The sequence below is a fragment of the Roseobacter sp. YIN89 genome (assembly GCF_057219365.1).
The window spans coordinates 15131-37062 of sequence record NZ_JBXVVD010000005.1 but is presented as its reverse complement, the minus strand read 5'-3'; the positions used below and the strand labels follow the sequence as shown (position 1 = coordinate 37062).

At 60.2% G+C, this 21932-nt stretch carries 24 protein-coding genes; 18 read left to right on the top strand and 6 right to left on the bottom strand.

The features are described 5' to 3' along the window. Nucleotides 1-24: 24 nt before the first annotated feature. Nucleotides 25-1575 (bottom strand): 1-hydroxycarotenoid 3,4-desaturase CrtD, encoded by a 1551-nt coding sequence (gene crtD, locus AC2D8V_RS19235; RefSeq protein ID WP_484735221.1) that lies wholly within the window; start codon nucleotides 1573-1575, stop codon nucleotides 25-27. 93 nt (nucleotides 1576-1668) lie between these two features. Between crtD and AC2D8V_RS19230 the strand changes: the two genes are divergently transcribed. The 14 genes from AC2D8V_RS19230 to dxs all read left to right on the top strand — a co-directional run bounded on the left by AC2D8V_RS19230 (nucleotide 1669) and on the right by dxs (nucleotide 15136). Next, a complete protein-coding gene (locus AC2D8V_RS19230; protein ID WP_484735220.1) occupies nucleotides 1669-2544 on the top strand; it encodes a polyprenyl synthetase family protein in 876 nt (291 codons plus the stop codon). Then, nucleotides 2544-3668: a methyltransferase gene (locus AC2D8V_RS19225; RefSeq protein WP_484735219.1), complete on the top strand. Its 1125-nt coding sequence runs from the start codon at nucleotides 2544-2546 to the stop codon at nucleotides 3666-3668. Before AC2D8V_RS19230 ends, AC2D8V_RS19225 begins: the two co-directional genes overlap by 1 nt. Before the next feature lie 130 nt (nucleotides 3669-3798). After that, on the top strand, nucleotides 3799-4740 hold the full coding sequence (gene bchC / locus AC2D8V_RS19220) for a chlorophyll synthesis pathway protein BchC (protein ID WP_484735218.1): 942 nt from the start codon (nucleotides 3799-3801) through the stop codon (nucleotides 4738-4740). Continuing rightward, a complete protein-coding gene (locus AC2D8V_RS19215; protein ID WP_484735217.1) occupies nucleotides 4737-5741 on the top strand; it encodes a chlorophyllide a reductase iron protein subunit X in 1005 nt (334 codons plus the stop codon). Before bchC ends, AC2D8V_RS19215 begins: the two co-directional genes overlap by 4 nt. Continuing rightward, nucleotides 5734-5901: a hypothetical protein gene (locus tag AC2D8V_RS19210; protein WP_484735216.1), complete on the top strand. Its 168-nt coding sequence runs from the start codon at nucleotides 5734-5736 to the stop codon at nucleotides 5899-5901. Before AC2D8V_RS19215 ends, AC2D8V_RS19210 begins: the two co-directional genes overlap by 8 nt. After that, entirely contained in the window at nucleotides 5898-7466 is a 1569-nt protein-coding gene (bchY, locus tag AC2D8V_RS19205; protein WP_484735215.1) for a chlorophyllide a reductase subunit Y, read from the top strand. The genes AC2D8V_RS19210 and bchY overlap by 4 nt, the downstream gene beginning before the upstream one ends. Before the next feature lie 94 nt (nucleotides 7467-7560). Beyond that, nucleotides 7561-9036 (top strand): chlorophyllide a reductase subunit Z, encoded by a 1476-nt coding sequence (gene bchZ / locus AC2D8V_RS19200; protein WP_484735214.1) that lies wholly within the window; start codon nucleotides 7561-7563, stop codon nucleotides 9034-9036. Further along, nucleotides 9033-9284 (top strand): cytochrome PufQ, encoded by a 252-nt coding sequence (gene pufQ, locus AC2D8V_RS19195; RefSeq protein ID WP_484735213.1) that lies wholly within the window; start codon nucleotides 9033-9035, stop codon nucleotides 9282-9284. The genes bchZ and pufQ overlap by 4 nt, the downstream gene beginning before the upstream one ends. A gap of 184 nt (nucleotides 9285-9468) precedes the next feature. Next, nucleotides 9469-9621 carry a light-harvesting antenna LH1, beta subunit gene (pufB, locus tag AC2D8V_RS19190; RefSeq protein ID WP_484735212.1) on the top strand — a complete coding sequence of 51 codons (153 nt, stop codon included), beginning with the start codon at nucleotides 9469-9471 and terminating at the stop codon, nucleotides 9619-9621. 16 nt (nucleotides 9622-9637) lie between these two features. After that, nucleotides 9638-9796 carry a light-harvesting antenna LH1, alpha subunit gene (pufA, locus tag AC2D8V_RS19185; protein ID WP_484735296.1) on the top strand — a complete coding sequence of 53 codons (159 nt, stop codon included), beginning with the start codon at nucleotides 9638-9640 and terminating at the stop codon, nucleotides 9794-9796. A 216-nt stretch (nucleotides 9797-10012) separates the two neighbouring features. Further along, nucleotides 10013-10861 (top strand): photosynthetic reaction center subunit L, encoded by an 849-nt coding sequence (gene pufL, locus AC2D8V_RS19180; protein ID WP_484735211.1) that lies wholly within the window; start codon nucleotides 10013-10015, stop codon nucleotides 10859-10861. Between the two features lie 5 nt (nucleotides 10862-10866). Beyond that, nucleotides 10867-11859: a photosynthetic reaction center subunit M gene (pufM, locus tag AC2D8V_RS19175; protein WP_484735295.1), complete on the top strand. Its 993-nt coding sequence runs from the start codon at nucleotides 10867-10869 to the stop codon at nucleotides 11857-11859. 2 nt (nucleotides 11860-11861) lie between these two features. Then, on the top strand, nucleotides 11862-12977 hold the full coding sequence (gene pufC / locus AC2D8V_RS19170) for a photosynthetic reaction center cytochrome PufC (RefSeq protein WP_484735210.1): 1116 nt from the start codon (nucleotides 11862-11864) through the stop codon (nucleotides 12975-12977). A 221-nt stretch (nucleotides 12978-13198) separates the two neighbouring features. Next, nucleotides 13199-15136, top strand: a complete 1938-nt coding sequence (gene dxs, locus AC2D8V_RS19165) for a 1-deoxy-D-xylulose-5-phosphate synthase (protein ID WP_484735209.1) — start codon at nucleotides 13199-13201, stop codon at nucleotides 15134-15136. A gap of 44 nt (nucleotides 15137-15180) precedes the next feature. Here the strand turns inward: dxs and AC2D8V_RS19160 are convergent, their stop codons facing one another. The 4 genes from AC2D8V_RS19160 to AC2D8V_RS19145 are packed head-to-tail and all read right to left on the bottom strand — an operon-like array spanning nucleotide 15181 to nucleotide 17820. Continuing rightward, nucleotides 15181-16182 (bottom strand): P1 family peptidase, encoded by a 1002-nt coding sequence (locus AC2D8V_RS19160; protein ID WP_484735208.1) that lies wholly within the window; start codon nucleotides 16180-16182, stop codon nucleotides 15181-15183. Nucleotides 16183-16210: 28 nt separating this feature from the next. Continuing rightward, a complete protein-coding gene (locus AC2D8V_RS19155; protein WP_484735207.1) occupies nucleotides 16211-16561 on the bottom strand; it encodes a cupin domain-containing protein in 351 nt (116 codons plus the stop codon). Then, nucleotides 16558-17304, bottom strand: a complete 747-nt coding sequence (locus AC2D8V_RS19150) for an SDR family oxidoreductase (RefSeq protein ID WP_484735206.1) — start codon at nucleotides 17302-17304, stop codon at nucleotides 16558-16560. The genes AC2D8V_RS19155 and AC2D8V_RS19150 overlap by 4 nt, the downstream gene beginning before the upstream one ends. Before the next feature lie 15 nt (nucleotides 17305-17319). Beyond that, complete coding sequence (locus AC2D8V_RS19145) at nucleotides 17320-17820, bottom strand: GNAT family N-acetyltransferase (RefSeq protein ID WP_484735205.1); 501 nt, start codon at nucleotides 17818-17820, stop codon at nucleotides 17320-17322. 157 nt (nucleotides 17821-17977) lie between these two features. Here AC2D8V_RS19145 and AC2D8V_RS19140 point away from each other — a divergent pair, with 157 nt between their 5' ends. Further along, nucleotides 17978-19093: an acetoin utilization protein AcuC gene (locus AC2D8V_RS19140; protein WP_484735204.1), complete on the top strand. Its 1116-nt coding sequence runs from the start codon at nucleotides 17978-17980 to the stop codon at nucleotides 19091-19093. 41 nt (nucleotides 19094-19134) lie between these two features. After that, nucleotides 19135-19485 carry a TraR/DksA family transcriptional regulator gene (locus AC2D8V_RS19135; protein ID WP_484735203.1) on the top strand — a complete coding sequence of 117 codons (351 nt, stop codon included), beginning with the start codon at nucleotides 19135-19137 and terminating at the stop codon, nucleotides 19483-19485. A gap of 9 nt (nucleotides 19486-19494) precedes the next feature. Here the strand turns inward: AC2D8V_RS19135 and AC2D8V_RS19130 are convergent, their stop codons facing one another. Next, nucleotides 19495-19704: a hypothetical protein gene (locus AC2D8V_RS19130; protein ID WP_484735202.1), complete on the bottom strand. Its 210-nt coding sequence runs from the start codon at nucleotides 19702-19704 to the stop codon at nucleotides 19495-19497. A 512-nt stretch (nucleotides 19705-20216) separates the two neighbouring features. Here AC2D8V_RS19130 and panB point away from each other — a divergent pair. Continuing rightward, the gene (panB, locus tag AC2D8V_RS19125) at nucleotides 20217-21056 is read left to right on the top strand and encodes a 3-methyl-2-oxobutanoate hydroxymethyltransferase (protein ID WP_484735201.1); all 840 of its coding nucleotides are present in this window, start codon (nucleotides 20217-20219) and stop codon (nucleotides 21054-21056) included. Further along, nucleotides 21053-21901 carry a pantoate--beta-alanine ligase gene (panC, locus tag AC2D8V_RS19120; RefSeq protein ID WP_484735200.1) on the top strand — a complete coding sequence of 283 codons (849 nt, stop codon included), beginning with the start codon at nucleotides 21053-21055 and terminating at the stop codon, nucleotides 21899-21901. The genes panB and panC overlap by 4 nt, the downstream gene beginning before the upstream one ends. The last annotated feature ends 31 nt before the right edge of the window (nucleotides 21902-21932 follow it).

Sequence of the window (21932 nt, the reverse complement as noted above, 5' to 3'; positions counted from 1 at the left end):
AGACCGCGCGTGTGCCGCAGTCGCTTAGCCCGTCGACGTACCACCATGCGTAGCCATCGGGCGAGACATCGATGTTGAAGTTAGGTCGTGCAAGATCGCCTCTGCCGCGTGCCGGGCGGAGAGCGTCGCCATCGGGACCCCCGCTCCCGGATGCGTTCCGCCGCCGGCGAGGTACAGGCCCGGTATCTGTGTGCGGGCCGTCGGGCGTTTCAATGCGGCGGTCATGCCGTGCGGTGTCTGGCCGTAAAGCGCGCCCAGACTTTGCGGAAACAGGCGTGCGAACTGTTGTGGTGTGGTGAGGTTCTGAAGTTGCGGTGTCGGCGTGAAGGTCACGCCCGAATCCGCCATCCTCTGCATGATCTGATGATGCCATTGAGAAAGCTCCTGCGGGGGGATGTCTGTGTCGTCGGCGGGCGCGTTTGCGATAATCTCGAAACGTTCCACGCGTGGCGAAGAAGAGGTCTGGCCGCGATCTTCGGCGCAGAGATACAAGGTCGGGTCGCGTGGGATGCGGCCCTCTGCGAGGTCGGTGAATTCGCCGGCCGGGTCGGCGGCAAAGAAAACGTTGTGATGGCACAGTTCCGGCCCCGAAACCTCGGCAGCAAAGCTGTAGACCCGTGCCGAGAGAGACCGTGGCAGGCTGCGGGTTTGCGCCGCCACCTCGCTGAGGTCTGGTCCGAGGTCGCCCGTTGCAAGTGCGCGCGGGTCGCCCGCGTAAACAATGGCGTCGGCCTCGATAATGTCGCCTGCGGTGGTGCGTACGCCCGAGGCGTGACCGTGCCGCGACAGAATTTCCTCGACGTGGCAGTCGGTGTGAAGTGCCACGCCCTTTTGCTGTGCCAGATCAGCGACGGCCGTTGCCAGCCTGTGCATACCGCCCTGTACGACCCAGACGCCCGAGGCTTCGGCGCGCCAGATCAGCGATAGCAGGGCCGGGCTGAACTGCGGGTTGCCACCCACGTAGGTGGCGTACCGGCCAAAGAGTTGTGCCAGACGCGGGTCGCTGAACTGGCGTGCGAGGCTTTGGCTGAGGCTGCGGGTCGGGTCCATCGCAGGGATCAGGCGGGGCTGGCGCAGCACGTGCATCACCAATTCGGCAAGGCGCGGTTTGGCGGCCTGCATCATCGGTTTGTCAAAAGCGGAAAACAGGTTGCGCGTGCGGGCGTTGAAGCTGGCAAATTCCTGAGCGGCCTTCGGCCCGGCAAAACCAGCAATGGCGCGAAGGGAGCGACGCATGTCGGCATAAAGGTCGAGGCTGCTGCCATCGGGCCAGAAATGGCGGGCGAGGATGTCCTGCGGAATTAGTGTGACATGGTCTTCGAGGGTTGTGCCGGCGGCGGCGAAGAGATCGTCAAACACATGGCGCATGGTCAGCACGGTAGGGCCTGCATCGACCGGCCCTGCATCACTTGGCACCGTGCGGATCTTGCCGCCTGCGTGGGCGTGACGCTCCAGTAATGACACCTGCATTCCGGCACACGCGAGCCTGAGGCTTGTGCTCAGCCCTGCGATGCCCGCGCCGATAACGATTGCGCGGGCGCGGTCCGGAACGATGGGAGCCGTCGAAACATGCATATGCAATTATTGACTCATGCGTGGTTAGTGTCCAGTATAGTTTACACATTGATGTCCTGAAAAATGGACATATTGGGCGAAAAGGATCACTGCATGGGCTTGAGTACGCGAATCGAAGCAGCCGTTTCACAGGCGATTGCAGTGGGGCAGGGGCGCGGCGCTGTGCCTCCCAAACTGGCAGATGCCCTGTCTTATGCGACAACGCCGGGCGGCGCGCGGATCCGGCCAACCATATGCATGTCTGTGGCACTGGCCTGTGGCGATGACCGTCCTGCGCTTTCAGACGCTGCGGCCTCTGCGCTGGAACTGATCCACTGTGCCAGCCTAGTACACGACGATCTGCCCTGCTTTGATGATGCCGACATCCGGCGCGGCAAGCCGTCTGTTCACCGTGCCTATTCGGAGCCTTTGGCGGTTCTGGCAGGTGACAGCCTCATTGTGCTGGCCTTTGAAATTCTTGCGCGGCAGTCGTGCGCTGCACCCGAGCGCGTGGCGCAACTGATCATGACGCTGGCGCAGCGCACCGGTATGCCCGGCGGTATCTGTGCCGGTCAGGGTTGGGAGAGCGAGCCGGAAATTGACCTTTCCGCATACCATCAGGCCAAAACTGGTGCGCTGTTCATTGCGGCCACCCAGATGGGCGCGATCGCGGCGGGGCAGGACGCCGAGCCATGGTTCGAGTTGGGCGCGCGCATCGGTGAGGCCTTTCAGGTCGCTGACGATCTGCGCGACGCGCTTTATGACGCTGACACATTGGGCAAGCCCGGAGGGCAGGATGACCTGCACGGCCGGCCCAACGCGGTGAACGAATTGGGCGTGCAGGGTGCGATCCTGAGGCTCAAGGATATTCTGGGCGGCGCAATCGCGTCGATCCCCTCTTGCCCGGGCGAGGCACAACTGGCCGAGATGGTGCGCGCCTATGCCGAGCGCCTGACGCCGGTTGCGCCCAACGTCACGGCGGCTGAATAATGTCAGATGTGACCAGCGGTCCTGCGCCCGCATGGCGCGGGGGCTGGATGAACCGCCTTGTGGCCCGACCGGGCTTTCAAAGCTGGGCGAGCCGTTTCCCGCTCACCCGTGGGCAGGCGCGGCGCGATGGCGCGGCCCTTTTTGATGTGGTGCAGGGATTCGTCCAGAGCCAGGTATTGATGGCGGTAGTCGAGCTTGATCTCTTGCGGCGCTTGCGCGGCGGGGCGCAGGATGCGCAGAGCCTTGGCCGTGCCACCGGCATAGCGCCCGAAAAGATGCTTGTCCTTCTTCAGGGTGCGGCGGCCCTCGGCCTGATCCGCCGCCGCCGCCGTGGTGATTTTGCACTGGCGCGCAAGGGTGCGGCGCTGATGGGTGTGCCCGGGCTTGAGGCGGTGATCCGGCACCACAAAGCCTTTTATGCTGATCTGGCTGATCCGGTGAGATTGCTCCGCGGGCCAGAGCGCACCGAGCTGTCGGAATTCTGGCCTTATGTTTTTGGAGCACGCGGCGATATCGATCCTGACGTCGCGGCGACCTATTCCGATCTGATGGCGCAAAGCCAGCGGCTTGTGGCCGAAGACACGTTGCGCGCGGTGTCACTGAAAGGCGTGCAGCGCCTGATGGATGTGGGGGGCGGTACTGGTGCATTTCTCGAGGCCGTCGGCAACGCCTACCCGGACATGGAGATGGTTCTGTTTGACCTGCCACAAGTCACCCCGGGGGCGACTGCGCGTTTTGCTGCCGCCGGCATGGGCGGTCGGGTCACGCTGAGTGCGGGTTCGTTTCGGGACGGTGCCCTGCCGCAGGGCGCTGACGCGATTTCACTGATCCGCGTTCTCTACGATCACAGCGATGAGACGGTCGCAGCACTGCTGGCGTCGGTCTATGCCGCTCTGCCCTCTGGCGGACGGCTGATCATTTCCGAGCCAATGGGCGGCGGCGCGGTACCGGACCGGGCAGGGGATGTCTATTTCGCTTTCTATACGTTGGCGATGCAAACCGGGCGCGCGCGCTCGGCTGCCGAGATCGAAGCGTTATGCGCCGACGCCGGGTTTACCGACATCCGCAGCCGGCGTCCGCAGCGGTCGTTCGTGACGCGCAGTTTGACAGCGCGCAAGCCCTGAGACTCCGCCGCAGGTGTCAATTAAGGTTGACACAAAAAGTTGTCAGATTAAACTGACATTAGACATAGAGATGTGTCCTGAGTCTTTGACATGAACCAAGACAGGACGCATCAACCCGAGGAGCAAGATCTTGCAAACCGCTGCTGTTCTCCTGAAAGGTCCCAAGGATCTGGACGTTGACACCCTGACGCTGAACGCGCCGGGGGAGGGTGATCTGGTGGTGGACATCGATCACTCCGGTATCTCCACGGGTACAGAAAAACTCTTTTGGAGTGGGCAGATGCCCCCCTTTCCGGGCATGGGGTATCCGTTGGTCCCCGGCTATGAAGCTGTCGGCGAGATCGTCGAGGCGGCGCCTGCAACCGGGTTCAAGGTGGGCGAGCGTGTCTTTGTACCGGGCGCAAATTGTTACGATGGTGCGTTCGGACTTTTTGGCGGCGCGGCTGCACGTGTGGTGACTGCCGCAGATCGGGTGACCCGAATCGACGCGGGCCATGGTGCAAGCGGCGCACTGCTGGCGCTGGCAGCAACTGCGCGGCATGCGATGGCGGGCCTGAACAAATCCGTGCCTGATCTCATTGTCGGCCATGGCGTCCTTGGTCGCTTGTTGGCGCGGTTGACGATTGCAGCAGGTGCACCAGCGCCTGTGGTCTGGGAAGTCGACCCCAGCCGGCGTAGTGGCGCCACCGGCTATGACGTGATCGCCCCAGAGGATGATCAGCGCCGCAACTACCGGTCGGTATACGATGCCTCCGGTTCGGTCGATGTGCTCAACGATCTGGTGGGGCGTCTGGCCAAGGGCGGCGAGATCGTTCTCGCCGGGTTTTATTCTACAGAAATCAGTTTTGCCTTCCCGCCGGCCTTTATGAAGGAAGCCCGCTTTCGCGTGGCTGCCGAGTGGACCCATGACGATCTCGCCGCGACCCGCGCGCTGGTCGAGGGTGGGCTGCTGAGCCTTCAAGGACTGATCACTCACGAAGCAGGTCACCGGGATGCACGTGCCGCCTACGCTCAGGCGTTTACTGACCCTGACTGCCTGAAAATGATTTTGAACTGGAAGGACGCCGCGTGAAAGATGAAGTCCCTAATCTGAAAGACTTTGACAAACGCCTGAAGGATGAGGCGGCGCAAGAGCCGTCGCTTGAGGTGCCGCAGAGCGCGCCAACCTCCAAGACGCAGATCATTGCGATCTATGGCAAGGGCGGGATCGGCAAATCTTTCACCCTCGCCAACCTCAGCCACATGATGGCAGAGCAGGGCAAGCGTGTACTGCTGATTGGCTGTGATCCGAAGTCGGACACCACATCGCTGCTGTTCGGCGGCAAGGCGTGCCCCACAATCATCGAGACCTCGACCCGCAAGAAGCTGGCGGGCGAGGAGGTCAAGATCGGGGATGTCTGCTTTAAACGCGGCGGCGTCTTTGCCATGGAGCTTGGTGGTCCCGAAGTGGGCCGCGGCTGTGGCGGACGTGGCATCATCCATGGATTTGAGTTGCTCGAAAAGCTTGGTTTCCACGACTGGGACTTTGACTATGTGCTGCTCGATTTCCTCGGTGATGTGGTCTGCGGCGGCTTTGGGCTGCCGATTGCGCGCGACATGGCGCAAAAAGTGATCCTTGTCGCGTCGAACGATCTGCAGTCACTTTATGTCGCCAACAATGTCTGCTCGGCGGTGGAGTACTTCCGCAAGCTCGGCGGCAATGTCGGTGTCGCGGGGTTGGTCATTAACAAGGATGACGGCACCGGCGAGGCCGCGGCTTTTGCCGAAGCGGTCGACATCCCCATTCTCGCCGCTATTCCGCAGGATGACGACCTGCGTAAAAAATCTGCCAATTACCAGATTGTAGGCACTGCGAAGTCGCAGTGGGGTGATCTGTTTGCCGAGCTGGGTGACAACGTTGCTGAGGCGCCGCCGATGCGCCCGTCACCTTTGGACCAGGATGGGCTTTTGGGTCTTTTTGATGCGTCGGAGACCGGCGGTGATGTCGTGCTGGAGCCTGCCACGGATACCGATATGCGCGGAAAGAACGCCGCGCCCAAACCGTCGCTTGAAGTGGTTTATGACGATGCTTGATCGCTTTCGTAAAAGCTGGTTGGCCGTCGAGCGCAGTCGGGGGCTGGGCAAGCAATCTGTGCAGATCGTCGAACAGAGCGAAGAGGCCGTGGAGCAGGCCCGGCAGTTGCTGCGCGACATTCGTGATCTGACTGAACGCACGCCGGAGAATTCTGCATGAAGTCTGAGGTCACATACGACGACGCATCGCAGGTAGAGGTGATCAAAGGCCATCCGAACGGAGACGTGACGCGTGTGGCGGACGCTCCGGTTGACGGGATGGGGTGCCATTCCGGGACGGATATGGAGACCGCAGCACGGGCGGCGGGGCAGTCCGAGATACTGGACAAATACCGCGCGGATTATCCAATGGGGCCGCACGACAAGCCGCAGTCCATGTGCCCGGCATTCGGGTCTTTGCGTGTCGGGTTGCGGATGAAGCGCGTCGCCACGGTGCTGTCCGGATCGGCCTGCTGCGTCTACGGGCTGACCTTTGTCAGTCATTTCTACGGTGCGCGTCGGTCTGTGGGCTACGTGCCGTTCAATTCTGAAACGCTGGTAACCGGCAAGCTTTTTGAGGACATCCGAGAAAGCGTACACGAGTTGGCGGATCCTGACCGGTTCGATGCCATCGTGGTGACCAACCTGTGCGTGCCCACGGCAAGTGGTGTGCCATTGCGTCTGTTGCCGAAAGAGATCAACGGCGTGCGCATTGTCGGGATCGATGTTCCGGGCTTTGGGGTGCCGACCCATGCCGAGGCCAAGGATGTGCTTGCCGGAGCGATGCTCAGTTATGCGCGGGCCGAGGTCGAGGCGGGGCCGGTCGCGGCACCGGTTGGCGGCAAGTCCAGCCGGCCTACCGTCGCGCTATTGGGAGAGATGTTCCCGGCGGATCCGATGATGATCGGACAGATGCTGGCCCCGATGGGCATGGCCGCCGGGCCTGTGTTGCCGTGCCGTGAGTGGCGCGAGCTATACGCCGCGCTTGACAGTTCGGTCGTGGCGGCCATTCACCCGTTTTACACGGATACCATTCGCGAGTTTCAGGCGGCCGGACGACCGGTTGTCGGATCAGCACCGGTGGGTGTAGACGGAACGGCTGCGTGGTTGCAGGCAATCGGCGAGGCGCACGGGGTCAGCCCTGCACAAATCGCGGATGCGCAGAATGCGGCTTTGCCCGCGATCAAGGGTGCGCTGGCTGCGACACCGATCAAGGGACGTATCACGCTTTCAGGGTATGAAGGGTCCGAACTGCTGGTCGCCCGACTGCTGATCGAAAGCGGTGCGGACGTGCCTTATGTGGGCACGGCCTGTGCAAAATCGCCATGGTCGGCGGCGGATGCGGAGTGGCTTGCTGCGCGCGGCGTGAAGGTGACTTTCCGTGCGTCACTGGAAGACGACTGCGCGGCAATGGAGGCGTTGAAACCTGATCTTGCCATTGGCACGACGCCCGTTGTGCAAAAGGCCAAGGAGCTGGGTATTCCCGGGCTTTACTTTACCAACCTGATTTCGGCGCGCCCGTTGATGGGGGTTGCCGGGGCCGGGTCGCTGGCAACGGTGATCAATGCGGCGATTGCCAACAAGGGCCGGATGGACCGGATGAAAGCGTTTTTTGAAGGCGTGGGCCACGCGGACACGGCTGGTGTCTGGGAGGGCGAACCGAACCTGCGCCCGGATTTCCGCGCGCAGCATCAGAAAAAGCTCGATAAACAGAAAAGGGCGGCGGATGCCGCACGCATGATCTAGTGGCGGTGTGCTTGGCATATCGCGATAAGGGCTCTGCCCTCGCGCTGCGCGCTCACCCGGAGTTTTTCGGGCAAGATGACAAGGGAGCGTGTTTATGTTGGTGACAGATCATGATCGCGCTGGCGGTTACTGGGGCGCGGTTTACGCGTTTTGTGCCGCGAAGGGCCTGCAGGTGGTGATTGACGGCCCTGTGGGCTGCGAGAACCTGCCAGTGACAAGTGTTTTGCACTATACCGATGCGTTGCCGCCGCACGAGTTGCCGATCGTGGTTACGGGTCTGGGCGAGGGCGAGATGGGCGCGGGCACCGAGGACAGCATGAAGCGGGCCTGGGATACGCTGGACCCCGCATTGCCCGCCGTGGTGGTTACCGGGTCGATCGCAGAGATGATCGGCGGTGGTGTAACGCCACAGGGCACGAATATTCAGCGCTTTCTGCCGCGCACCATTGACGAGGATCAATGGGAAGCCGCGGATCGGGCGATGACCTGGCTCTTTACAGAGTTCGGGATGACCAAAGGGCGCATGCCGCCCGAAAAGAAACGCGAGGCAGGTGCGCGGCCTCGCGTGAATATCCTTGGTCCGATGTATGGCACGTTCAACATGCCATCCGATCTGGCCGAGATCCGGCGGCTGGTCGAAGGGATCGGTTGCGAGGTTAACATGGTGCTGCCTTTGGGCGCGCATGTGGCCGAAATGAGAGATCTGGTAAATGCGGATGTAAACATCTGCATGTACCGCGAGTTCGGGCGCGGGTTGTGCGAGCTTCTTGCCAAGCCGTATCTGCAAGCCCCGATAGGGGTCGAGAGTACTACGAAGTTCCTGCGCGCACTGGGGAACCTCGTGGGCCTCGACCCCGAACCTTTTATCACCCGTGAGAAGCATTCCACCATCAAGCCGGTCTGGGATTTGTGGCGGTCGGTCACGCAGGATTTCTTTGCCACGGCGAGTTTCGCGATCGTGGCAAATGAGACCTATGCCCGGGGCATCCGACTGTTTCTCGAGGACGACATGGGCCTGCCATGCGCCTTTGCCGTGGCGCGCGTGGCGGGGCAAAAGACCAATAACGAGGAAGTGCGCGCGATGATGTCGCAAAAGCGGCCTCTCGTTGTTTTCGGGTCCATCAACGAAAAAATGTACATGGCCGAGATGAAGGGTGGGCACGGTCCGCAACCGGCGTTTATTCCGGCGAGTTTTCCCGGTGCGGCGATCCGGCGGCACACAGGCACGCCGTTCATGGGCTATGCCGGGGCCACCTATCTTATTCAGGAAATCTGCAACGGGTTGTTCGATGCGCTGTTCCACATTCTGCCTCTGGGAACGGAGATGGATGCCGCGGACGCGACCTTGACACCGCTGCGGCGGGATTTCCCTTGGGATGCAGACGCGCAGGCGCTGCTCGACAAGATTGTCGAGACCCATCCCATTCTTACGCGAATTTCGGCTGCCAAATCCCTGCGGGATGCGGCGGAAAAGGCGGCACTTGCCGCGGGCGACGCGCGTGTGGTGCTGGACACCGTGCGCGGCCTTGATCCGGCAGCGGCCGGTATTGATCTGGAGGATCTGCAATGAGCGATATGACGTCTGACATGATGGAAACCGGGACAGCCCCGGCACCACGCGAACCGGTACGGCGAAAAACCAATATCGAGTTCTCTGTCTACTTTGCGATCATTTTTGTGGCCACGCTGCCACTGGCCACGCTCACTTGGGCGATGCAGGCCATCCGGAGCCGTAGTTTCACCGACAAAGGCCCGATGGCCCGCGCATGGACCCAAGCCCGGATCATCACACCGATGATCTTTTCGGCCGGCCTGTGATCAACTTTTTGCACATGACAGCCTCGGCGGCTGCGGTGTGTAACCCAAATACTCGACTATGTGCGCCTGTCGAGTTGCGAGACTGGTTTCCTGGCAACAGGCACCAGAGCCCGGAAAGGGGAGACCCTGGAAGGACCCGGCCGCGGGGTGCGCGGCGTCAGCTTCACGTTCCGGAGGAATAAGTATGGCTGATAATACCGACCTGTCCTTTACAGGTCTCACAGACGAACAGGCGCAGGAATTGCACTCTGTCTACATGAGCGGCCTTTGGCTGTTTTCGGCAGTTGCAATCGTCGCACACCTCGCGACGTACATCTGGCGCCCTTGGTTCGCATAAGGAGTAGGGAATGGATATGTCAAAGTTCTACAAGATCTGGCTCATCTTCGACCCACGCCGCGTTTTCGTGGCTCAGGGTGTATTCCTGTTCCTTCTTGCAGCGATGATCCACCTGGTGGTTCTGAGCAGCGGACTGAACTGGTTCGAGTTGGCAGCCGCCAACGGCGGTCAGTAATCCGGTGGCGCGCGGGAACGCGCGCGACTGGGCGACTGTCGCCAGAAATACTGCTGCGGGCGGTCTTAAGTGTGCGCCCCCGCCCGCGGCGAATACGCAATGAAATAATTCGACGGCCTCCGCCTTGGATGCCTGTAGCCCCGACTTGCTTGATGACGCAACGGGGTGGCAGCTGGGTCCCAATCAGGCGCGCCGCACAAACGCGGAGAAAAGAAGATGGCTTTGCTCAGCTTCGAAAGAAAATATCGCGTCCGCGGAGGGACGCTGATCGGGGGCGATCTGTTCGACTTCTGGGTGGGGCCGTTTTACGTGGGCTTCTTCGGGGTCACGACTGCCTTTTTTGCCTTGCTCGGCACCATTCTGATTTTCTGGGGCGCATCCCAGCAAGGCACATTTAACCCGTGGCTGATCAACATCGCCCCGCCGGACCTCAGTTATGGTCTGGGAATGGCGCCGCTGCTTGAAGGCGGGTTGTGGCAGATCATCACGATTTGCGCCACGGGCGCGTTTCTGAGCTGGGCCTTGCGGGAAGTAGAGATCTGCCGGAAGCTCGGCATGGGGTACCACGTGCCTTTCGGATTTATGGCGGCGGTAACTGCCTACATGACGCTGGTCATTTTCCGCCCTCTGCTGATGGGCGCGTGGGGGCACGGCTTTCCCTATGGCATATTCAGCCACCTCGACTGGGTCAGCAACACGGGCTACGCCTATTTGCACTTCCACTATAACCCGGCGCACATGCTGGCGGTTACGTTGTTCTTTACGACCACGCTCGCGCTTGCGCTGCACGGTGGTCTGATCCTGTCTGCCTGTAACCCTGAAAAGGGCGAAGAGGCCAAGACACCGGACCACGAGGACACGTTCTTTCGTGATTTCATCGGCTATTCGGTCGGTACATTGGGCATCCACCGGCTTGGATACCTTTTGGCAATCAACGCAGGTCTTTGGTCGGCGGTGTGCATCATCATTTCCGGCCCCGTCTGGACAGCAGGCTGGCCCGAATGGTGGAACTGGTGGCTTGATATGCCGATCTGGGGCGAACCCATTGCCGCGGGAGGTATGTGATCGTGATGTATCCTGAATATCAAAACATCTTTACGCAGGTTCAGGTCCAGGGAAAGCCCGAGATGGGTATGGACGACGCCGGCAACAACATGATGGAAGAGCGTGTCGGAAAACCGTTCTTCAACACGCTGGCAGGGTTGTTCGGCAACGGGCAGATCGGCCCCTACTACTGGGGATGGACTTCGTCCGTAGCTTTTGCAACGGGTCTGATCTGGCTGTTTATTGTGGGTTTCAACATGCTGGCTCAGGTTGGCTGGTCGATCCCGCAATTCCTCAGACAGCTATTCTGGCTGGCGCTGGAGCCACCGTCGCCCGAGTACGGGTTGACGATGCCACCGCTCAATGATGGCGGCTGGTACATCATCGCGAGTTTCTTCTTGCTGATCTCGGTGATGACATGGCTGCTCAGAGCATACCTTCTGGCGGAACAGCACAAGATGGGCAAACACATCTTCTGGGGCTTTGCCGCTGCGGTGTGGCTGTTCCTCGTGCTGGGTCTGTTCCGTCCGATCCTGATGGGATCGTGGAGCGAAGCGGTGCCATACGGGATCTTCCCGCACCTTGACTGGACGACGGCGTTCTCGATCCGCTACGGCAACCTTTACTATAACCCGTTCCACTGTCTTTCGATCGTGTTCCTTTACGGTTCTGTCCTGCTGTTCTGTATGCATGGCGGCACCATTCTGGCGGTCACCCGCTATGGCGGTGATCGCGAGTTGGAGCAGATCTATGACCGCGGTACTGCAACCGAACGGGCAGCCCTGTTCTGGCGCTGGACCATGGGTTTCAACGCTACGATGGAAGGTATCCACCGCTGGGCATGGTGGTTTGCGGTACTGACCCCGATTACTGGCGGGATTGGTATCCTGCTGACCGGAACTGTTGTCGATAACTGGTTCATCTGGGCGCAAGAGCACAATTTCGCACCCATGTATGACGGCTCGTATGGCTACGAAGACTACGGCACTTACGAAGCCTTTATCGGGAAGGAGAACTGATCATGCTGCCCAAGTGGTTTGACGACTGGAACAAGGAAAACCCGACCAACATCTTTGGTCCGGCGATCCTGATCGGGGCGCTTGGTGGCGCGATATTCGTGGCGGTCTTGCTGGTGACGTGGGGAAACCCCGCGCAGACCGCAAGCCTGCAGACCGGGCCGCGCGGCACGGGCATGTCGGTACCGGAGTACAACTTTGCAAGGTTGGCACCGGACCCCACGATCGACAACTACTACACCGAAGAGCCCTACGTGCCTGAAGGTGGCGAGGATCTTGCCAAAGACATCTACCAGAACGTCCAAGTTCTGGGTGACCTTACTGAAGACAACTTCAACCGCGTGATGACCGCCATCACGCAGTGGGTGGCGCCTGAAGAGGGTTGTGTCTATTGCCACGGGGATGTCGACATCGAGGAATACGGCAACGACGATCTTTACACCAAGGTTGTTTCGCGCCGGATGATCGAGATGACGCAAAACATTAATGAGAACTGGGACGGGCACGTCAATGCCAATCAGGAAGTGGGTGTAAACTGCTACACTTGCCACCGTGGTGAAAACGTGCCTAGCGAGATCTGGTTCAATATCACGCCGGTGAACGAGAATATGGCCGGCTGGTCTGCAGTGCAGAACAAAGCCACGGCGCTCAGCCAGTCAACGTCTCTGCCGTCCAATGCTCTGGAGGACTATCTGACCGACTATGACGGTGTGAATGTTCACGATCTGGAAAGCCGTGTGGCAGGATCGCCTTCTGACGGGGAATACTACTCCATTCAGGACGCCGAGAAGACGTACTCGCTGATGAACTACTTTGCGAACAGTCTCGGCGTAAACTGCGTGTTCTGTCACAACAGCCGTGCGTTCTACGACGCCGGGCAGGTCACGCCGCAGTGGGGCACCGCGTTGCTCGGCCGCCAAATGGTGATCGAGATGAATCAGGAATACCTGATACCGCTTGAAGACACCTACCCCGAGCACCGTCTTGGACCGGTCTATGCAGATGCGCCCAAGGCGGCCTGCAAAACCTGCCACAAGGGGTATCAGCAACCACTGCAAGGCATGAATGTCATTGCAGACTGGCCCGAACTCGCGACCACCGAGGCGCCAGTCTACGAATAGGGCGTGGGGGCGGCCTTGCAGTCGCCCCGCCCTAGCCATGCGCGGACCACTGGCTTCCTTGGTCCGGGCGCGGGGGTAACACCCCGGTTCCCTTCCTGTTGGCTACAGGAACCTGGGGTCGCAGCGGTTCTTCCGATGCGACCCCTTTTCGACTTACCGGCGGCGGGTCACGCGAGTGTGGCAAGCATTCGACCTTCGCCAGAAATCAGGAGATGTGCGCCATGACTTCACCAGAGACACCAACACTTGACCGTGTGGCAGGGCCTGCCGATTTGCGCGGGATGACGGACAGCGAACTTTCGACCGTCGCGGATGAGTTGCGTTCAGAGGTCGTGCGCGCGGTCAGCGAAACCGGCGGGCATTTGGGGTCATCACTTGGGGTGGTGGAACTATCCGTTGCAATCCATGCGGTGTTTGACACGCCGCGGGACAAGCTGGTCTGGGATGTAGGGCACCAGTGTTATCCGCACAAGATTCTGACAGGGCGGCGCAGTCGCATGCATTCGCTGCGGCAGGGCGGGGGGATCAGCGGTTTTACCAAGCGGAGCGAATCCGACTATGACCCGTTTGGCGCGGCGCATTCGAGCACATCAATCTCTGCTGCTCTTGGCTTTACCGTCGGGCGCGACATGGGGCAGCCCACCGGCGATGCCATCGCTGTTATCGGTGACGGGTCTATCAGTGCTGGCATGGCCTATGAAGCGCTGAACAATGCCGGTCATGAGGGGCGACGTCTGTTTGTCGTATTGAATGACAACGAGATGAGCATTGCACCGCCCGTGGGCGCCATGTCTTCTTATCTGTCCAGCCTGTCTGATCTTAGCCGCCGGGGTCCGTTTGGCGGATTTGTCGCCATGGCCGAGGGCATGGAGCAGCTTGCCCCCAAACCTGTGCGCGAGGGCGCTCGGCGGGCCCGCGAGTTGGTGACCGGGTTGGAAAGTCGCGGCACTTTTTTTGAAGAGCTTGGATTTGATTACATCGGCCCCATCGACGGGCATGATATGGACCAGTTGCTATCCGTTTTGCGGGGGGCCAAGGCGCGGGCCACCGGACCGGTTCTGATCCACTGCTGCACGGTCAAGGGCAAGGGCTATGCGCCGGCAGAGGGATCGGCGGACAAGTATCACGGTGTCAGCAAGTTCGACGTCGGTACAGGCGTTCAGGCGAAGTCAAAAGCCAATGCGCCGAGTTACACCGCGGTCTTTGGTGATGCGCTGACACAAGCAGCGGCGGATGACCCGTCCATTGTGGCGATCACCGCCGCAATGCCATCCGGTACCGGGGTCGACCGCATGGCCAAGAGGTTTGCGAACCGCGTGTTCGATGTCGGTATTGCAGAGCAGCATGGGGTAACATTTGCCGCCGGAATGGCCGCTGCAGGACTGAAACCGTTCTGCGCGATTTACTCGACCTTTTTGCAGCGCGGTTACGATCAGGTTGTGCACGATGTGGCGTTGCAGGGCCTGCCGGTGCGGTTTGCCATCGACCGGGCCGGACTGGTCGGTGCGGATGGTGCCACGCACGCGGGCGCGTTTGACATCGGGTATCTGGGCGCTCTGCCGGGCATGGTGGTTATGGCGGCGGCGGACGAGGCAGAACTTGTGCATATGGTCGCTACGGCGGCGGCGCATGATACCGGACCCATTGCATTTCGCTATCCGCGGGGCAACGGCACAGGTGTTGAATTACCTGAGCGGGGCGATGTCCTGACCATTGGCAAGGGGCGCGTGATCCGAGAAGGTACCGGCGATGTGGCTCTTTTGTCTCTGGGGACCGTGTTGAGCGATTGCGAGGCAGTGGCGACCATGCTTGAGGCCGAGGGGATCAGCGTCACGGTTGCCGATGCCCGTTTTGCCAAACCGCTGGATATGGCGCTGATTGCGCGACTGGCGCAAACGCATGGTGCCCTGATCACGGTCGAGCAGGGGGCCAAGGGTGGCTTTGGCGCGATGGTCTTGCAAGAGATGGCCGGAGAAGGCCTGTTGGATTTAGGGTGCCGTCTGCGCACCTTGTGCCTGCCAGACCGATTTATCGATCAGGCCTCTCCGGATGAGATGTATCGTGATGCCGGGCTGGACGTCAGCGGTATTGCCGAGGCTGTTTATCGTGTGTTGGGACGCGACCCGAAGGTTGTGTCTATTGCAGGCGGCGCTCCATAGGATTTCACGCCTCCGGCGGGAGTTTATCTGGCAAAGTGAAAGAGCTATTGCGCGGTGTTGCTCCAGCTTGGCAGAACATCACCCTTTGATGGCGTGGCGGCAAAGACCGCGCGCGCGATTGCCCGGCTGAGACAAAGCGCGGCGGCGTGACCAATGAGGCTGACATCGGTCAAACTGTCGTTCAATGCAGCCGAGCCGGTGGCTGCGGCGAAAACCAGATCGCCATCAGCGGGCGTATGTGCGGGGACCACCGCGCGGGCGATACCATCATGCGCTGCGACCGCGACCCTGTGGCACTGTGCCTTGTCGAGTGCCGCGTCGGTCGCCACCACGGCAATTGTTGTATTCGCCTTGGCTGCCATGGTTTGCATCTTGCGGTTTTCCCAGACACGACCCAGCCCGCTAGCCGGGTCAGGGCCCAGCCCGCCAAATTCGTCGTCGATTTCAAACGGTGCGGCGTAAAAGTGGCGCTCTCCGGGGGTTGTTACGCAGCCTAACGGGTTAGCGGCCACCAATGCGCCGACGGTGAAGCCGTTGTCGAGGATCAGTGACGCTGACCCAAGACCGCCTTTCAGAGTTGCTGTTGTTGCCCCGGTTCCTGCGCCGACACTGCCAAGGGCAAAGTCTGTTGCCGCGGCCTCGAGCGCTTTTTGGCCGAGATCAGCGTAGGGATTTGTCACCCAGTTTTTATCGCCGCCGTTCAGGAGATCAAAAAGGATGGCACCGGGGACAATGGGTACCCGTGCCGCGCCGACGGCATACCCGACCCCGCGCGCGCGCAAGGCGTTAGCGACACCGCTGCAGGCATCGAGACCAAAGGCCGACCCGCCGGACAGCACCAGCGCGTTCACCTGTGTCACGGTTCTGTCCGGGGCGAGCAAATCTGTTTCCCGCGTGCCCGGCGCACCGCCCATCACGTGCACTGATGCAGTGAAGGGTCGATCTGCCGTGACAACTGTTGTGCCGGATTTCAGCACAGTGTCTTGCGCATTGCCGACAGCGAGACCGCTGACGTCGGTGATCAGGTTGCGAGGCCCCGCGCGCATCGATGCTTTCTCCTTTTGTCCGGATCAGTCAGATGCGCGGTTTGGGCGCTGCGGTGTCGGGATCGCCTGTGTTTGGCTCCCCCTTGGGTTCGATCAACAGAACATGGCACTCTTGCTCTGCGCGGGGCCGGTGCGTCACCCCCCTTGGTACCACAAAAAGTTCGCCCGCGCCGACGCGGTGGCTTTCACCGTCAAGGTCCATGACCATCTCGCCTTTGAGCACGAGAAAGAAGTCATCGGTCTCTTCGTGCATATGAAATGGGAACGCGCCCTGAAACCGGACGACCATCACATCGTTTTCGTTGTAGTCGGCTACGACGTGTGGATCCCAGTGACCAGTGAACTGTTCCAGCTTTTCCGCCAGATTGACCGTCTTCATATACAGCGTCCCCCATCGACTTCGAGCGCGGCACCTGTGATCATGCTGGCTTCGTCAGAGCAAAGGAAGCACGCCGCATTTCCCATGTCCATGGGCGTGGAGAACCGCCCGATCGGAATAGTTGAAAGAAATTTGGCTCGCATCTCTGGAGTATCCTCGCCCATGAAAGACTTGAGCAGCGGTGTTTCGCCAGCAACCGGATTGAGCGCGTTGACACGGATGCCCGCAGGCGCAAGCTCTACCGCCATGGCCTTGGTGGCTGTAATCAACCAACCCTTTGAGGCGTTGTACCAGTTGAGCCGTGGGCGCGGCGACACACCGGCCGTTGACGCGATGTTCAGGATGACGCCTGAACCATGAGATTTCATGCGCGGCACAAAGGCGCGCGCGGTCAGGTAGACGGCCTTTACGTTTACCGCAAGCACGCGGTCGAAATCTTCTTCGCTGATGTCCTCCAGCGCACCGGGCAGGTGGGTGACGCCCGCGTTATTCACCAGAATGTCGGTGCCGCCCCATAGCGCGTCTGTCTTTGCTGCCATTTGCATAACAGAAGCGCTGTTCGCCACATCAACCTTCATTGCCTGCGCGGCAGTTCCGAGTTCCAGCGCCAGAGTATCTGCGGCCTCTATATTCAGATCGGCGATGAGGACTTGCGCGCCTTCATCAACGAATTTGCGGACGATCCCCTCGCCAAAGCCGGATGCGCCGCCTGTCACGATGGCTCTTTTGCCTTTCAGTCTCATGCGCGGGTTGCCTCCTCAAAGTTGGCATTTCAGCACCACCCGGTCATGACCGTCGCTGCCCGGCAGGGCAGGGGCGTCGCGATGAAACGTGAACCCTTCGCGATTCCAAAAGCGCAGCGCGCGCGGGTTGGCGCGCAAAACCGCGAGCTTTAGCATGTTGACCTCTGCGCGACGGGCGCGGTCTTTGACCAGTGACACAACCTTATGGCCTATTTGCTGGCCGCGAAAGGCCGGATCAATCAGCATAAGCCCGATCCACCAATCGTCGGGAAACTCGTAGCCGCGCGCGATGCAAATCATTCCAACCATTGCCGGGCCTTCCATGACGCCGAAATGCAAAAGGCAGTCGGAATCCAGCCCCGGAGGATGGGCGCGGAAGAAGTCGTCGATGTAGGCTTTGTCGGGCACGCGGCCGATTTCCAGCACTGCGTAGTCTGCGGCGCGGGTGGCAAGATCGAGAGCATCCTCGGCGTGCTCTGCAGCGTTAAGCGCATGTAGACATATGTCGCGCGCCATATGGGTATCCTTTCGGCACAGGGGGCTTTCACCCCCGGCGGCCCTGCGAAAGCGTGGTGTTGTGTTATGCAATATTCCGGTTTCAGTTTCGTAAACGAGATTGGTGGGGTCGGGCCGGGTTGCAGTGGTTCGCGATCGCACTAGGCTCACCCGGGCCATGGACCAACCTCTTTTGATCGGTGCGGAAATTTTCCGCCATTCCAGCTATGGCCGCTGGCATCCGCTGCGCGTTCCGCGGGTGACGACGGTCATGGACCTGTCGCGCGCAATGGGTTGGCTGCCCGCCGCGCAATTCGTCACCGCTCCGCGCGCGAAACCCAAAGCGCTGCATGTTTGGCATTCCCCGGAGTACGTTGCGGCCTTGCAAAGGGTCGAGGAGACACAAACGGCCCGTGCCGATGACACGACACGGCACGGGTTGGGGACCGTCACCAACCCGGTATTTCCCGAAATCTTCAGGCGGCCTGCGACGGCAGCGGGGGGATCATTGCTGGCAGGAGAATTACTTAAGGATGGTGGTGTGATCTATAACCCTCCCGGCGGGACACACCATGGGATGCCTGACCGTGCCAATGGTTTTTGCTATCTGAACGATCCGGTGCTTGCGATGCTGTCTCTGCGCCGAAACGGGGTGCGCCGTATCGCCTATGTCGACATCGACGCGCATCATTGCGACGGCGTCGCGGTGGGGTTTCACGGCGACCAGGAGTGTCTGATGATTTCAGTGCATGAAGAACGGCTATGGCCCCGAACGGGGCTGATTGAAGACAACGCAGGCGGCGCGGCGATTAATTTGCCCGTGCCGCGCGGACTGAATGACAGCGAGATGGCGTTTATCCGCGACACGCTCATTGTGCCCAAGGTCAGTGCATTTGAACCGGAGGCCATTGTTTTCCTGTGCGGTGCAGATGGCGTGGAGGAGGATCCACTGGCGCATCTCAACCTCAGCAACAACGCGCATTGGGATGTGACCAAAGCTTTGATGGGTGTTGCGCCGCGGTTGCTGGTGCTGGGCGGGGGCGGTTACAACCCATGGTCGGTGGGGCGGCTTTGGACAGGTGTCTGGGCAACGTTGAACGGGCACGACATTCCAGATCGGCTGCCCGCGACAGCTGAGCAAGTGCTCCGCGGGTTGCGGTTTGACGGAAACCGCCGTGGTAAGAACCCGCCCGAGCATTGGTTTAGCACCCTGCGCGATCGCCCACGGCCCGGCCCGGTCCGGTCTGAAGTCCGGCATCGGGTTGCTTATCTTTTGCAGGCAAACGCGCGGTGAGCTCTGGTTGATCGAGGCGATGTGCGTGGTTAGGCTTTGGTATGACCACGGACCTGAGCCCAGAAGAATGCCGCACCCGTTACGCGCAGCGTCTCATCGACGAGTTTGACGCGTTAATGCAAGCCGGAAGTGACACCAAGGACGACCGCAAACCAGTTGTGCTGGATCAGCAAAGTGTCGGCCGCCTGTCGCGCATGGACGCGTTGCAGGGACAGGCAATGGCACAAGCACTAGAAGGCAGGCGGCAGGGCCGCGGGCGGGCAATTGCGGCTGCTTTGGAGCGCCTGCAAGGTGAAGACTTTGGGTGGTGCGACGATTGTGGCGAATTCATCGGCGCGCGCAGGCTCGATTTGGACCCGACGGTGCAGAAATGCGTGCACTGCGCGCGCTGATGTGAGGTGTCAGACAGGCAGATTGTCGAACATATCCTCGATGGCTTCCTCTTTCAGAGTTGTGTTGAGGTTACGCAGGCGCGTTGGAACGTCGTATCCACGCGCTGCGAGACGGGACAGAACAAGCTCAAATTGAGGTTGCAGCGAAAGTCTGGTTTTGGCGCATCCGTTTTGCGCCGCTGCCTCTAATTCGAACGCACGTTTCGTCAGCTCTTCCACATCTCTCTCCCTGATGCTGGCATTGCGACCGGCTAAGTCGCGACACACGGTGGCGATGTCTCTCTATATCACGTTTTTCAAAAGTCTAATTTCATAATATGGCAACTAACAGCGATATTCACGTAAAAGTTGTGTGACATTGCATAAAAAGACGGCACCTCTCGATGCGCCCTACTTGGCCGTATGGACCTGTTACTTGGAAACGAATGCCCGCTAAAAGTGGAATTCGTCAAATGATTGAAGCGCTTCGATTACACAGCGGGCCAAAGCCTGACGGTTTGACGAGAGAAACCGCGCAGGTGCAGCATTGGGTAATATACAGAGTTCAAACGCGCGCAATCTGACCATCGTCTCGGTAAAACCTTGGGGATTCCCGACAGCGGCGGTTTTGTCATTCGAATTTGATTCTCTTTCAAACCCCCGTGCCGTTCCGTCACGGTCCGGCGCTTTGCGATGGATTTCGCTGCGCCGGCTTGTTAATCAAGGATCGATTTCTGCGGGAGACTAAACGGATGAGTGCGACGGCCAAAAAGAGAGCGCCTATGCCGGTGGACATCAAGGCCCGCAAAGGCGGGACCCCTTTGGTGAGCCTGACTGCTTACACGACACCGATGGCGCAGATGATGGATGCTCATTGCGACTTTGTTCTGGTCGGCGACAGTGTCGGTATGGTCTTGCATGGTTTGCCTTCGACCTTGGGTGTGACCATGGAGATGATGATCATGCACGGGCAGGCGGTCGCGCGCGGTCTTGATCAGGCAATGATGGTCATCGATATGCCGTTTGGCAGCTATGAACAGAGCCCGGAGCAAGCCTTTGATAGCGCGGCACGGCTCATGCGCGAAACCGGCGCAGGGGCGGTCAAGCTGGAAGGTGGCCAGCACATGGCCCCAACAATCGATTTTCTGGTCAAACGCGGAATACCTGTCATGGCGCACATTGGCCTGACACCGCAGTCGATCAATACACTGGGCGGTTACACCGTGCAGGGGCGCGGTGCGGCAGCCGACGAGATGATGCAGGATGCCCGCGCCGTGGCTGGGGCGGGGGCCTTTTCGGTCGTGTTGGAAAAAGTGCCGGCGTCTCTGGCGGACAAGATCACCGAAGAGATCGACATTCCGACGATTGGTATTGGTGCATCGCCCGGGTGCGATGGTCAGATCCTCGTCGTAGACGACATGCTGGGGCTGTTCACCGCTTTCAAGGCGAAGTTCGTGAAACGGTATGCCGAACTGGGGCAAAAAGGGGATGCCGCCATATCAGCTTATGCCGAAGATGTGCGCGCGCGTCGTTTTCCGGGCCCTGAGCATGTATTTGCAGACGCAGCCCCTGCAACGGGCAGCAAAAAATGACACCGCCGATCATTCGAACTTTGAAAGATCTGCGCGCGATGACGCATGGCTGGCACATGGCGGGCGAGACCATAGGGGTAGTTCCTACCATGGGGGCCTTGCATGAGGGCCATCTCAGTCTTGTGGCTGCTGCCAAAGCGGGTTGTGATCGCGTGATCGTCACGATTTTCGTCAATCCAAAGCAGTTCAATCAGGCGTCGGATTTGGATAATTACCCTCGGAGCGAGGCGGAAGATGCGCGCAAGCTGCAAAGATTTGAAATCGACGCGATCTACGCGCCCGAAGTCGATCAGATCTATCCCGAAGGCTTTTCGACCAATGTATCGGTTACGGGCATGACGGACGTGCTTTGCGGTGCGCACCGTCCCGGCCACTTTGACGGTGTTGCGACAGTTGTGACAAAGCTTTTCACGCAGACATCAGCCGACAGGGCCTACTTTGGGGAAAAAGACTTTCAGCAACTCATGGTGGTCCGGCGGTTGTCGAAGGATCTGGATCTGGGTGTCGACGTGGTCGGATGCCCGACGATCCGAGAGGAAGACGGGCTGGCGATGTCTTCTCGAAACCTGTTGCTGTCGGATCGGGCGCGCGTCAAGGCGCCCCGCCTGAACGACATCATGGAAGAAGTTGCCGCCGAACTGGCAGGTGGCGCCTCTTTTTCTGCGATCAAGGATACCGCGGTCGCGCGCATTCTGGCGGCAGGGTTTACCGAGGTTGATTACTTTGAATTGCGTTCGTGTGCGCGGCTTGATCTGCTGGATAAGCCAACCGAACCGGCGCGGTTGCTAGCGGCGGCATGGCTGGCTGGCGTTCGGTTGATCGACAACATAGACGTGCCTGCCTGACCCCGCCTTGCGATCTAAAACCGATGGGCCG